The sequence below is a fragment of the Pedobacter sp. NJ-S-72 genome, assembly GCF_053890575.1.
In genome coordinates this window covers 5941586-5954228 of sequence record NZ_CM132681.1, presented here as the reverse complement: position 1 = coordinate 5954228, position 12643 = coordinate 5941586, and the positions used below count along the sequence as shown (strand labels likewise).

At 38.8% G+C, this 12643-nt stretch carries 15 protein-coding genes and 1 riboswitch; of the genes, 7 read left to right on the top strand and 8 right to left on the bottom strand.

Annotated elements, in window-relative coordinates; genetic code table 11:
* Positions 1-107: 107 nt before the first annotated feature.
* The 8 genes from ACWYN3_RS39225 to ACWYN3_RS39190 all read right to left on the bottom strand — a co-directional run bounded on the left by ACWYN3_RS39225 (position 108) and on the right by ACWYN3_RS39190 (position 5270).
* On the bottom strand, positions 108-1451 hold the full coding sequence (locus ACWYN3_RS39225) for a voltage-gated chloride channel family protein (RefSeq protein ID WP_456219035.1): 1344 nt from the start codon (positions 1449-1451) through the stop codon (positions 108-110).
* 48 nt (positions 1452-1499) lie between these two features.
* Positions 1500-1564: riboswitch (Fluoride riboswitch) on the bottom strand.
* Positions 1565-1646: 82 nt separating this feature from the next.
* On the bottom strand, positions 1647-2594 hold the full coding sequence (locus ACWYN3_RS39220; RefSeq protein WP_456219034.1) for an alpha-L-fucosidase: 948 nt from the start codon (positions 2592-2594) through the stop codon (positions 1647-1649).
* An 8-nt stretch (positions 2595-2602) separates the two neighbouring features.
* Complete coding sequence (locus tag ACWYN3_RS39215) at positions 2603-3073, bottom strand: alpha-L-fucosidase (protein WP_456219033.1); 471 nt, start codon at positions 3071-3073, stop codon at positions 2603-2605.
* A 192-nt stretch (positions 3074-3265) separates the two neighbouring features.
* Entirely contained in the window at positions 3266-3478 is a 213-nt protein-coding gene (locus tag ACWYN3_RS39210) for a hypothetical protein (RefSeq protein WP_456219032.1), read from the bottom strand.
* Between the two features lie 108 nt (positions 3479-3586).
* A complete protein-coding gene (locus ACWYN3_RS39205; RefSeq protein WP_456219031.1) occupies positions 3587-4096 on the bottom strand; it encodes a hypothetical protein in 510 nt (169 codons plus the stop codon).
* Positions 4097-4098: 2 nt separating this feature from the next.
* Complete coding sequence (locus ACWYN3_RS39200) at positions 4099-4575, bottom strand: Gfo/Idh/MocA family protein (protein ID WP_456219030.1); 477 nt, start codon at positions 4573-4575, stop codon at positions 4099-4101.
* An 84-nt stretch (positions 4576-4659) separates the two neighbouring features.
* Complete coding sequence (locus ACWYN3_RS39195; protein ID WP_456219029.1) at positions 4660-5022, bottom strand: hypothetical protein; 363 nt, start codon at positions 5020-5022, stop codon at positions 4660-4662.
* Between the two features lie 41 nt (positions 5023-5063).
* Complete coding sequence (locus ACWYN3_RS39190; RefSeq protein ID WP_456219028.1) at positions 5064-5270, bottom strand: hypothetical protein; 207 nt, start codon at positions 5268-5270, stop codon at positions 5064-5066.
* Between the two features lie 534 nt (positions 5271-5804).
* On the opposite strand from ACWYN3_RS39190, the gene ACWYN3_RS39185 reads away from it, so the two are divergent.
* From ACWYN3_RS39185 to ACWYN3_RS39155, 7 genes are all read left to right on the top strand, one after another.
* Positions 5805-6632, top strand: a complete 828-nt coding sequence (locus tag ACWYN3_RS39185) for a carboxypeptidase-like regulatory domain-containing protein (protein ID WP_456219027.1) — start codon at positions 5805-5807, stop codon at positions 6630-6632.
* Positions 6632-8920 (top strand): SusC/RagA family TonB-linked outer membrane protein, encoded by a 2289-nt coding sequence (locus ACWYN3_RS39180; RefSeq protein ID WP_456219026.1) that lies wholly within the window; start codon positions 6632-6634, stop codon positions 8918-8920. The genes ACWYN3_RS39185 and ACWYN3_RS39180 overlap by 1 nt, the downstream gene beginning before the upstream one ends.
* Before the next feature lie 25 nt (positions 8921-8945).
* Positions 8946-9365 carry a RagB/SusD family nutrient uptake outer membrane protein gene (locus ACWYN3_RS39175; RefSeq protein ID WP_456219025.1) on the top strand — a complete coding sequence of 140 codons (420 nt, stop codon included), beginning with the start codon at positions 8946-8948 and terminating at the stop codon, positions 9363-9365.
* Positions 9366-9370: 5 nt separating this feature from the next.
* Entirely contained in the window at positions 9371-10435 is a 1065-nt protein-coding gene (locus ACWYN3_RS39170; protein WP_456219024.1) for a RagB/SusD family nutrient uptake outer membrane protein, read from the top strand.
* A 75-nt stretch (positions 10436-10510) separates the two neighbouring features.
* Positions 10511-11614 (top strand): DUF3472 domain-containing protein, encoded by a 1104-nt coding sequence (locus ACWYN3_RS39165; protein WP_456219023.1) that lies wholly within the window; start codon positions 10511-10513, stop codon positions 11612-11614.
* Between the two features lie 55 nt (positions 11615-11669).
* On the top strand, positions 11670-11858 hold the full coding sequence (locus ACWYN3_RS39160) for a DUF3472 domain-containing protein (protein ID WP_456219022.1): 189 nt from the start codon (positions 11670-11672) through the stop codon (positions 11856-11858).
* A gap of 140 nt (positions 11859-11998) precedes the next feature.
* Entirely contained in the window at positions 11999-12625 is a 627-nt protein-coding gene (locus ACWYN3_RS39155; protein WP_456223314.1) for a LacI family DNA-binding transcriptional regulator, read from the top strand.
* The last annotated feature ends 18 nt before the right edge of the window (positions 12626-12643 follow it).

Sequence of the window (12643 nt, the reverse complement as noted above, 5' to 3'; positions counted from 1 at the left end):
TTAACAAATCGGGGTTCATAAACACAAAAAGTAATCACGGATAACTTGAAGTAATATCCGCATAATACATTGCTAAATCGAAAAAAGAAATGTTTATAATGATTTTGTTACCTGTGTCTGAAATGAATTTTATAGCGCGACAATTTTCGTTTTAGAAAACCCGGTTTTTGCTCATTAGCAGCCATATTTAAAGGATCATCAAATAACTTTGGTACAGCAGTTCTTTGTGCACTATAAATACCTGAATGACCACTAAAGAAATAGGCAGTAAAACAAGCAACAGCAAAAAACAAAGTATACTCGCTGCCAAATAATTCAATGCCCATCATGGTACAAGCTAAAGGGGTATTGGTTGCCCCCGCAAAAACTGCAATGAACCCTAAAGCTGCAAATAAACTTACCGGGGCATCCAGCAATCCGGAAAGTGTATTACCTAATGTCGCACCTATATAAAACAAAGGAGTAACTTCTCCCCCTTTAAACCCGGTCCCTAAAGTTAAAGTCGTATAAATTGTTTTCCAGAGCCAGCTCCAGGTATCAGCCCCTCCCTGAACAAATGCAGAAGGAATAGTAATTGTACCCGGATATTCTGCATCAACACCTAAACTCAAATAGTCAGGTTTACCAATCATATAGGTTAATGCGATAATAATAAGTCCGCCTGCCAACGGAATCATCCAGCTCACTTTAAACAGCTTCGAGAAAACTTTTTTAACTTGATGTACAGTAATAGAGAACAAGTAACTGGCTAATCCAAATGCTACTGATGCGGCAATAACCTTGCTCAAAAGAAAAAGATCAACCGGCAGATACGCCGATAAAAAGTATGGCGATTTAGGTAAAACAGCAATATGATAAGCGGTATGGTGAATTTGCCAGGCAGAAACCGTTAAATCACCGATTATACTGGCAACCAGTGCAGGAAACAAAGCATCGTACTTAATTCTGCCAAGCGTTAATACTTCCATCGCAAAAATAGCTCCGGTAACCGGAGTACCAAAAACAGCTCCGAACCCTGCAGCAATACCAGCAGTCAATACCATTTTAGTATCCTGTTCATTCAGGTTAAACCATTTCCCGAACATAGAGGCGATACTTCCCCCAATTTGTACAGCTGTACCCTCCCTGCCTGCTGAGCCTCCAAAAAGATGTGTAATAATTGTAGTGATTAAAATCACCGGAGCCATACGCCACGGTACACCACCACCTGTTTCATGGATTTCGTCCATGATCAGGTTATTTCCTTTTTCAGAAGATTTCCCGACAGACTGATAAATCACATGGATCAGCACGCCTGCAAAAGGCAATAAAAAGAGCAGCCATTTATACTGAAAACGCAAATGAATTGCAGCAGTGAGCAACCAAAGAAAAAAGGCAACCGCAGTTCCTATGGTAATCGCAATAGGGAGAATTAAAAGTGTCCAGCGGATCAGATGGTTAAATGTTTTCATATATACCTACAACAATTTATTCCAATGAACGGAATTGCCCATCAGGTTAATTTTGTAGGCGCCATCAGCTTTTTAAGGCGGTTCAGTCGGAAGACACCATTTCCGTGCACACAAATATAAGAATGTCCTGAGCAATTACAAATTAATTGGTATTGATAGACAAAAAGCGCAGCGTTATTCATAAAGCGCTTTTAATTAAGGCTGTTTATATAATCCTAAGGCAGTTAAAGTTGGATTTAACCTCGATGAGGAGATTTTCAATCTTATCTTTTGTGCGGTAACAGGTTTAAAACGGATCAGTCTTTTTGCTCCGACTGTCGTTCCTGCTGTCAAATCCGACCAGCTTTTCCCGTTGAAATATTCCAGTTCAAATTTTTCAATCCGCTGACCAACAGTAATGTTTTCTTTCAAAAGCAACACATCAAAAGTTTGTGGTTTAAGCAATGTCAATTCGATCACCGCAGTCGTATCCTTACCCTGAGTTGTCCAGTAATTTTTATAGTTCCCATTGAGCAAGGCTCCATTATTGACTCCGTTCACAGCAATTATCTTTGCCCCTTTTGCCAGATTATCTTTAAAAGTCCGGTCTATAATACTTTTCCATTCCCTTAGATTTTTCTGATCATGCTCATCGATTAACCCTCTTTGATCAGGCGGAATGTTCAGCAGTAAAACTGAATTCCGGCCAACTGAGCTGTAATAAATATCTGTTAATTTTTCGGGCGTTTTAACTTTCAGGTCTTCAGGTTTATGGTAAAACCATCCCGGACGTATAGAAACATCAGTTTCACTCGGATACCAGACTAATGTTTTCGCCTTACTGATGATGGCACGGCCTCCAAGATCATCACCGGTCATATCGCCCTTTGGCTCAAAAGTCATGTCCTGCTGTGAATTTTCTGCAATACTTTCATTTGGCAATCCATTCATTGGAACTGTACTCCATTCAGTTAAACGGCCATAACCACTTTCGGTACCTACCCAGCGTACATCCGGGCCCATTACTGCAATTACAGCTTTTGGTTGTAACTTACGGATCAAACTGTACCAGGCATCAAACTGATATACTGGTTTTTTGCCGTTCGGGCCTTCTCCATTAGCTCCATCAAACCAAACCTCATCTACCTGACCGTAATTACTCAATAATTCAGTCAGCAGATCAGCTGATTTAGGAAGTAAGTATTATATTTTTCAGTATCTCCATAATCAGCATTATTTCTGTCCCATGGAGAAAGATAAACACCAAAACCTATTCCCTGCTTACGACAAGCGTCTGCGACCTCTTTGACTACATCCCCCTTACCATTTTTCCATGGGCTGTTTTTTACAGAATGTTCAGTGTATTTACTTGGCCACAGACAAAAACCATCGTGATGTTTAGCGGTTATAATCACCTGTTTAATCCCAGCTTCTTTACAGGTACGCACCCATTGCGCCGCATCCAGGCTTGTTGGATTAAATAATTTAGGATCTTCTTTTCCATCTCCCCATTCCCTGTCCGTGAAAGTGTTCATTCCAAAATGCAAAAAGCCTGTAAGTTCCAGTTCCTGCCAGCGCAACTGCCTGTCCGAAGGAGTCAGATTTGCCGCTTTCCGAACAATGTCCTGCTCAGAATCAGACACACTGATCGTTATATAATTCTGCTTCCTCTGTGCATATAAGTCATTGTACTAAGACTTAAAGCCAGTAACAATAAGCCGTATTTAGATTGATTTTTTGCCATGGATTGAAGGTGAATATTTTGAAGCTAAGACAAAGCCGGTCAATTAAGGGTGACCGGCTTATTATTTATTAAGGTTGTGTGTATTCTTTTCTTAGTAATCGTCGTTCAGCGCGAAAACAGGTTTTCTTGTCATCCATTGTCCACTGGTAAAATCAGGGAAATCAATAGTTTCATTACCCAATTCTATAGATTGCTCACTTAAAGGAGTAATTGCACTCCATGCTGCTGCATCATAAACATCTAATGGTGTAGGCGTTCCACGTTTGACGGATTCAATAAAGGCATGTAAAACAAAGAAGTCCATTCCACCATGGCCAGCACCTTCTGCATCACTGCTATACTTTTTCCATAGCGGGTGATCATATTTCTCTAACCATTCTTTTGCGCTGTCCCATCTGTGTGGCTTACTTACTTACGCTTCTACTATATATACGCTATCATTGATATCCATCCATAAGCCATTCGTTCCCTGAACGCGGAAACCTAAAGAATATGGTCTTGGAGAATTTGTGTCGTGCTGAAGAATAATCGTTTCACCATTTGCACAGTCAATTGTCGTAGTTACAATATCACCCAGTCTGAAATTAACCTTTGCATTTGGATGGCTCTCACCACCTTTATCTACTACATATTTATGCAGACCTCTGGATTTTGTAGCAAATGAATTCAATTTAAGGAACTTGTTTCCTCTGTTAATATTGATACACTGAGCTACAGGCCCGATACCATGTGTTGGATATAACTCACCATTACGGTGTACAGAATGATTTGTTCTCCATCTGGCTTCTGAAAACCCTTTTTCGTTGAATTCTACACCGCCACCATAAGGTTTGATACCATCGTTAAATTTCACTTCTCTCAGGTCATGCTGATAACCGCCCTGTAAGTGAAGAATTTCTCCAAAGATGCCCTGTCTTACCATATTTAAAACAGCAGAACATCTCTTCTGTAACAAACATTTTCAAGCATCATTACCTGAGCGTCATGTTTCTCGGCAGCATGAACCACATCCCAATGATCCTGAAGGGTAATACCCAGCATCACTTCAGTAGCTACATATTTTACACCTGCTTCAATAGATCCGATAATCATTGCTTTATGCCATTCCCACGGGGTAGCGATTAAAACAGACTTCAGATCTTTTAGCTGAAGCATTTTCTTCCATGCATTATTGTCGCCTGTGAAGATCTTAGGCATTGGTTTTCCGCTTTTGGTCACCATAGCTTTAGCCATATCAAGCATTCTTGAATCCACATCACACATAGCGACTAATTCAACGTCATCCCTTTTTAAAAGTAAAGCAAGGTGATTTTGCCCGCGCAGACCAACGCCAATCATTGCAATTTTAACTTTCTCTCCTGCATAATTGGCAAAAAGTGTTTTCTCTGGCAGAATCGTCAATGCAGCTGCAGTAAGCGTAGTTGATGTTACAAAATTCTCGTCTGTTCATAATTTTTTAGTTCAGATAATTGGTTAGCTATATTATTATTTCAATTGTGTGTTATCTTCTGTAATTTCTGTACGCAGGCCTTCAATCCGTAAAAAATTAAAATCCGAATCCGTTAAAGTCATTTCCCCTGCCCAGTCTGCAGTAGTATACTGCATCGATTTCAAAGTAGAAAGTGTCAGCCCGGCCCTGTCCATGATTTTCAGTTTTGCGAAGCTCATTCCCATCCCGAGGGGATTCATCGTTAAAACCAGCTGAACGCCTGTAAGCAGTTTATCTTTTGCAATGGCTCTCAAATCAATCACTTGATCTATAAAAAGATAGCCTTGTTCATTGAGACCTATCTTTATAGGGATCTTTTCACCGTTTTTGATACCCATAATAAGATGTATTGGGGTCATTGCCTGCTGAGAACTATCTGCTTTCGCAGGATAATTTAAATCTATTGTAACAGTAAAGGCATATTCAGTAGAAAGACCGAGATTAAACTACCCCCGGCTGGTCTAGCTGTCCATTCTTTAAAAACCGGAATTGTCTGATTGGTTTTTAAATGTGCAGGAGTTGCCAAAACCGGATCTGGTTCCGGAACAATTGGCTCGTATACTGAACTTCCTTTAAAAAGAATATTAAAGATTTCTCTCCTGTCCATTTATTGTTTTAGTAAGAGCGCATTCAAATATGATCGAACTGACGCTTAAGGTTTTTGGTTAGTTATACCTATTGTTATAAGCTGTAAACAATTTTATTAGTTCAGCTTTAAACAGTTTCTTTATGATTACAAGGTATAAATTTTCCTTCCAAGCTATGAAGTGAGAGTCCTTAATTATCACGCAAACGTTTGCTTATACTAAATCAAGAGGTTTGTGTATAGATAAACGTCTCCAAAAAACAAGGTTTCCCTGAAAAACAAAGCTAAAAATCAGACTAAAGTTTAAAAACAGTTAATTTTTCAGGGATTTACAACTCATTAGAATAAATACGATAAATACAGTCAGTTTCTCTGTTTTTTTTTTTTTTGGCTATCAGACTACATGAATGAAACATATCAAACGTTTGCGTGGATTTAGAGCCTTTTAAATACCGCAGGCATCCCCATTGCTTTATATCTTCAATCATTCCTAATGAAAAGCTATCGGAAAACCTCTTCATAGGATTACTAACCAAGTCTTAACCTTCATCTTGCATGACAAAACTCTACACACCGATTAATCTGGTTCTAAACCGGGTTTTCCAACGTTTAGGCAAGCTTAAGCAGCTTTCCTACAATCAACTAACCAAGTCAATAACAATCTTACTACTCACACTTTGTTCAGGCATTGCCTTGGCTCAAACTCCGGTTACAGGAACAGTTACAGACGAACAGGGTCTGCCGATGCCTGGAGTATCTGTTAAAGTAAAGAAAACAACAAACGGTACAATTACCGACGGCAGCGGTAAATTTGCTTTGAAAACTACCACTGATGTAATCTTAGAATTCAGTTATATCGGATATACGCAGCAGGATGTTGCCGTATCAGGTAAAAACGTAGTCAATGTAAGCCTTAAACCTGATGCCAAACTGATGGATGAGGTTGTTGTGGTAGGTTATACCTCAAAAAGCAAATCACAGATTGTAAGTTCTGTATCTACAGTATCAGCCAAACAGCTTTTAGATGTAACCAGTAATAATGCAGCTAACCTTTTACAGGGAAAAGCAGCGGGGGTTGCTGTTTCATCTGCTTCCGGCCAGCCTGGGGCAACACCAACTATACGTATCAGGGGAACAGGCACATTCAGTGCTGGTGCAGAACCACTTACCGTAGTTGACGGTGTAATAGGCGGTACAGCTAATCCAAGAGATATTGAATCTATTACGGTACTGAAGGATGCTGGCGCAACTGGACTTTACGGTTCCAGAGCAGCAAACGGAGTAATCGTTATCACAACCAAACAAGGGAAAAGTGGTAAGACAAGAGTTAACTATAGCGGATCTTACGGGGTTAATACTCTTCCCAGGGAAATTTCAAATTAATGAACGGTCAGCAGTTACTCGATTTCAGCACTTATTTGTACACTAATGATTATAATGCAAAAAGGGCTAATTTCATCAAACAGCTTACTGCTTTAACCCCTAACCCAACACAGCAGCAAATAGATGACTATCTGACACAAAAGCAATTGCCATTAAAAACTTCAGATTATTTATCTGGATTTCTTCCAACAACTCCTGATAATACAAACTGGAGAGATCTCGCATTCAGACAGGCTTATACAAATAGTCAGAATATTAATATTTCGGGCGGTGATGAAAAAACTCACTTTTATATCGGTGCCGATTATTATGATGAAAAAGGTACACTCATCAATACCGGAATTAACAACATAAACTTCAGGGTTAATCTTGATCACAAAATTAATGACCGTCTAAAAATCACAACCAGGATTAATGCTGGCTTTGGTAAAAGAACCAATGATCAGAGTGGCGCCCTTTACCAGGCTTATACAAACGTACCCTGGGATAATCCATACAATGCTGACGGGACTCCCAGATATATAGATCAGGAAAGTCAGTGGTATGGCCGCGACAAAAGCAATTTTGTATTTTTAAGCGATTATAATGTCGATAATACAAGGACCCAGACTTTAGCAGGTGATTTAAAACTAGAATACAAAATCAATAATTGGCTAAATTTCACCACTTCAAACAGGTACACAACTAGCAATTCCAGACAGGAAATCCTGACTGATGCACGTACACCTACAGGAAAAGCAAATTCAGGAGAACTGAGGAACTTGTATAACTATTCTAATTCTGTACTTACATCCAATTTATTTAATGCTTCTTATAGCATTGGTAAACACAACTTCTCCGGTATTGGAGGTTTTGAATACCAGCAGAATTATGTAGATAACATCGACGGGACAGGTTATGGCATACAGCCAGGCCTTGAAATCCTGGATGCAACTGCAACTGCAAAATCTTTATTAGGGAGTAAGTCAAAGAGCCGTTTTATCTCGGAACTTTTTATGGCCGATTATAATTATGATAACCGCTATTTTGGAACAGTTTCTTTACGTAATGATGGTTCATCCAAGTTCGGTGGAAACCATAAATTTGGTTTGTTTTACTCAGTTGCTGGCGGATGGCTCATTTCTAATGAAAAATTCTTTAAATCAAAAGTGATTACCAATCTGAAATTGCGTGGTAGTTATGGAGTTACTGGTAATACACCAAATTCAGATTACGGCTCATTACCCTTATACACCTTTAATGTTCAATATGCAAACATTCCAGGAGGTTACCCATCTTCCTTAGCCAATCCAAACCTAACTTGGGAAACACCTACAACAATCAATTTTGGTGGTAACATCGGTTTATGGAACAGGATAGAATTAAATGTTGATCTTTATCAGAGGACCAATAAAGATCTGATCATTGATGTTCCTCTTTCTAGTGCAACCGGCTTTTATAAACTGACGCAAAACATTGGTTCAATCAGAAATAGAGGAATTGACATTGAACTGAATACTAAAAACCTTACCGGCGAATTCAAATGGAACACTAGTTTTAATATTGGATTTAATAAGAACAAGGTTATTAAACTTCATGAAGGTGAGCCGATTGACAAATTTTACAACCAGCGTATTGCGGTAGGCCACGATCTGAATTCTTGGTATACCAGGGAATGGGCAGGTGTTGACCCTAAAAACGGTGACCCCCTATGGTATATGACTAAAGCTGATGGTACTACTACAACAACTAACAGTTATAACTCTGCTGACAGAAGATACGTGGGTACCTCATCGCCAAAATTCACTGGTGGTATGGGCAATGAGTTCACTTACAAAAACTTCAGTTTGAATACGTTTTTCAATTTTGTTTACGGGAATAAAATTTACAATTCCAACCGCGAAGTATTTGATGCTGATGGTGCATATCCGCAATACAACTCGATGGTCTTAAAAGATGGATGGAACAGATGGGAAAATCCAGGCGATATTGCCACACATCCTAAAGCAGTAGTTAACGGAAATAAATTATCCAACAAACCTTCTTCAAGATTTCTGGAAGATGGTTCTTACCTGAGATTAAGGAATATTACTCTGGGATATAATTTCTCTGACGCTATAATTAAAAGACTTAAGGTTTCCAACCTGAGAATTTATGTAAGTGCAGATAACCTGGTCACTCTTACCAAATTTTCTGGTATGGACCCAGAGGTTTCCGATTTAGAAGCAAACACAAATAACAGCGGTGTTAGCGGCACCAAATATCCAATAAGCAAAAAATTTCTGTTTGGAGTTAATATCGGATTTTAAGTTATAAAATTTTAAAAATCACAAAATGAATAAAGGATATAAAACAATATTGGCTATGGCACTTATTGTGTCGTTTACTGCCTGTAAAAAAGATCTGACCCTGGCTCCATATGCAGGGATTACTGATGAAACGGTTGTAAGTACCATTGAAGGTCTGCAATCAGCTACTATTGGTACTTATATTTATATTAAAGACCCGTATTATGTGCGTAATTATCATATTTTTTCTGAATATGCGAGTGATAACGTTTCACTAAGTGGTACGACTACAGACCCACTGTTTTATGCTTATAATTACCAGCACCAAAAAAATCAGGGAAATGTAGAAAACTTCTGGCGTAAAGCATACCAGGCTGTCTTTGGTACCAATGTAGTGATTGAGAAAGTGGCAGAGAGCCAGGACCCGGTAAGAAATCAGCTGCTTGGAGAGAATTATTTTTTTTAAGAGCAATGGTTAATTTTGATCTTGTCAAATTCTTTGGACGCCCTTATACCGATGATAATGGTGAGTCTCTGGGAATAATGCTTAAAACCAATACTGTTGTTGCAGAATTGCCTGCCAGGTCAAAAGTAAAAGAAGTCTATGCTTTAGTAATCAGCGATTTGTTAAAGTCCATCAAACTGATGAACAGCACTAAAAATAATAACTTCGCGTCTAAAGAAGTAGCTATGGCCCTATTGAGCAGAGTTTATCTGTATATGGGAGATTACAAAAATGCTTTTGATTATGCAGATCAGGTAATCAAAAGCGGACGCTATTCATTAATGCCCTCAGCAGGTTATCCAAAATATTTCACCAATGTCCCTGAAGGAAATTCAGAGACCATTTTTGCAATCAGGCATGTACTAAAAGACGACCGTCTTGATGATGCGATTGGCTCAATGTACTGGGGTGGTGCAATTGGCTATGGCGAAATGTATGCTTCACAGACTTACAGAAACTTAGTAAATAAATTTCCCGAAGATTTACGCAATTCGTTTGTGGTTCCACAATATGAAAAAAATGATGATGGTACCATAAAGAAAGATCCGCAAGGCATTCCTGTTCTTCAAAAAAGAAATGGTTATCCTAAATATTTCATCAATAAATACTCATTCCAGGAAGGTTATGAAACTTTAAGTTCTCCTGTGGTAGTAAGGCTAGCTGAAATGTACTTAACAAGAGCAGAATCTGCTTTCCAGCTGGGCAGACCAGATGATGCATTGACTGATGTTAATGTGATCAGAAGCCGCGCAGGGTTAAGCGGGAATGCTTTATTTTCTTCAGGTAATATGATGGGATATACAAATGTTCTGGACGTAATACTTGATGAACGAAGACTGGAATTCGCTTTTGAGTCTCAGCGTAAATTCGATGTTTTCAGAAACAAGAGAACCATGTTCAGAGATTACCCTGGTACACATCTGGCTTCAGGACAAACCACACAGGAAGTTCCTTATACTGATCCACGCGTTATTTACTTTATTCCTGAAAATGATATTACGCTTAACCCTAATTTGGTTCAAAATCCTTAAACCATACTGTTTTTGCACCCTGATTAACAATCAGGGTGCAAAAACTTTAATATTCCAACTAAAACCATCTAACCTATGAAAACAATTATCTTATCATTATCCCTGCTGTCCCTTGTGATTGCGACCTCTTGTAAAAAGAGTATCGTCAATGAAGGTGACAACACAAAACGCAAAGAAATTACCGACTTTGTAGCAACAGGGCCAAAAATCGCAATCGCTTTAGGTGGAAACGCCTGGGTAAAAACAACTGCAAGTGAAGTGATCAATACCAGTGGCCTGGCTAACTGGACTAATGCCAATGCAGTAACCAGTGTTTATTTCAGAACTGAAGCTCCTGGTATTGTAACGGTTAAACTAAGAATGAAAGTTCCTGGCGGCAACAGTACTTTTAAAGTATCAACCGGTACACAATCTATTACGGCAACCACCTCAAATACAGCTTTTGACACTGTAGCGGTTGGAAATTTTAATATCACTGCAAAGGGGTATGTCAAATTCGATATACAGGGTGTAAGTAAAACCGGGAATTATTTTGGTGATGTTTCTGATTTGGTTATCATTGGAAAACCAGTGACAGATTCAGTATCATATGTAAAAGACAACATTGATTCACGTTTCTACTGGGGCCGCAGAGGGCCTTCAGTGCATGTAAACTACGTAATTCCTGATGCAATTAAAAACAATGTAGAATGGTTTTACAATGAGATCAATGTTCCTGTAGGTTCTGATCCGATAGGTTCTTATTTCATGTCTAATGGTTTTGGAGAAGGTTATTTCGGTATCCAGGTAAATTCGGCTACTGAACGCAGAGTATTGTTTTCGCTATGGAGCCCATTCCCTACTGATGATCCTGCAACGATACCTGATGACAAAAAAATCAAGCTGATTAAAAAAGGCGCAGATGTACACAGTGGCGAATTTGGAAATGAAGGTTCAGGAGGACAAAGTTACCTGATCTATCCATGGGTAGCGGGTAAAACCTATGCTTTTCTAACGCGTGCACAACCAGACGCTACGACTAATAAAACCGTTTATACTTCTTATTTTAAACCTGCAGATGGAAGCTGGACATTAATTGCAAGTTTTGAACGTCCGGCCACTAATACAAGATTAAAAGGCATGTATTCGTTCCTGGAAAACTTTAATTCAGAAATGGGCAACATAGAGCGAAAAAGCTAATTATGGAAATCAATGGGCAATAGATACCAATGGCAACTGGACAGAAATCACAGGTATGAAGTTTACCGGTGACGATATCGCTAACAGAGGTTATAGAAAAGATGTTGGAGGGGGTGTAAACGGTAATCAGTTCTTTTTAAGAAACGGTGGTTTCTTTAGTGACGCTGTCGCTTTAAAGCAAAATTTCAACAGACCGTCAACAGGAGCTGCACATCCGGTGATCGATTTCAGTCAATTACCTTAAAACCAATTTGATTCTTCTTCCATGATTAGGAAGTATTTATCATTTGATAATAACAATTGGCCCTGGCAATAATAGCCGGGGCTTTTTTTTTAATCATTTTTATTACTTATATTAAAAGATAATTGCAACATTTGGAACAAATGTCAGATAAACCAACCACTATAAAAGAAATAGCCAAACTTCTCGATATATCAGTTTCTACCGTTTCGAGAGCTTTGAATGACCATTCCAGCATAGGTTTAATCACTAAAATGCGGGTAAAAAAAATGGCCAAGGAACTCAACTATGAACCTAATCAAAGAGCTATTCAATTTTTACAGGGTAAATCGCATACTATAGGCGTTATTTTGCCCGAACTTGCTGAATCTTTTTTCTCAGCGGCTATCAGCGGAATTGAAGATATCGCTTATAAGAGAAACTATACAGTACTGCTTGCACAATCACATGACGATGCTGACAGAGAGAAATTACTCATCGAAAAGATGAAGATGCAGCGCGTAGACGGGTTGTTAATTTCTGTATCGAAAACCACGAATACGTACGAGCATTTTGAAGCTTTTAAAAAGTCAAATATTCCTATTGTATTTTTCGACCGCATCCCTCCTGTTAAAAACATACATTTTGTAGCTTCTAACCTGGAATCGGGTACTTATGAAGCAGTTAACTTCTTATTAAAGAAAGGTCACCGGACAATCGGCATGATCAATGGCCCAACCAACTTGGTTGCCAGTACGGAAAGGAAAAAAACGGTTATATCAAGGCTATGACCTCCCACAGGTTGAAAT